The sequence below is a fragment of the Escherichia sp. MOD1-EC6842 genome, assembly GCF_002965705.1.
In the GTDB taxonomy this organism is placed as follows: Bacteria; Pseudomonadota; Gammaproteobacteria; order Enterobacterales; family Enterobacteriaceae; genus Escherichia; species Escherichia ruysiae.
On sequence record NZ_PTRF01000070.1, the window covers coordinates 1 to 337 of the forward strand.

Annotated in this window: 1 protein-coding gene; it reads right to left on the reverse strand. The window is 49.0% G+C overall.

Going from position 1 to position 337, the window contains the following annotated elements:
- Window positions 1-337 (reverse strand): autotransporter-associated beta strand repeat-containing protein (locus A7Z29_RS23135; RefSeq protein ID WP_353620302.1); only part of this gene is annotated, 337 nt, incomplete at both ends.

Consider the following 337-nt stretch of genomic DNA (forward strand, 5'->3'; position numbering starts at 1 on the left):
CCTGCGCGTAGGCTGCCTTTGGTTATATAGGTATTACCGGCATAGTTATTCGAGCCGGATAATGTGGTTGTCCCGGAACCTACCTGGTTAACCTGACCATTTCCCTGGATAGGTGAGGCCAGAACAAAATCGGCACTGGAGTGATTAAAGTTTACTACCGACGAGGAGGAAGCATCTGCGGCTCCCAAATGAATAAATGGCGTATTAATCGAACCTGCAGGCTGTTCAGCCTCACCTTGCGCACCACCAATATTTAAAACGCCTGTGGCGCCAGGGGCGAGAGTAACCCAGATAAACGAATTGGCATTGATTGTTGCACCGTTATTAACGGTAAGGA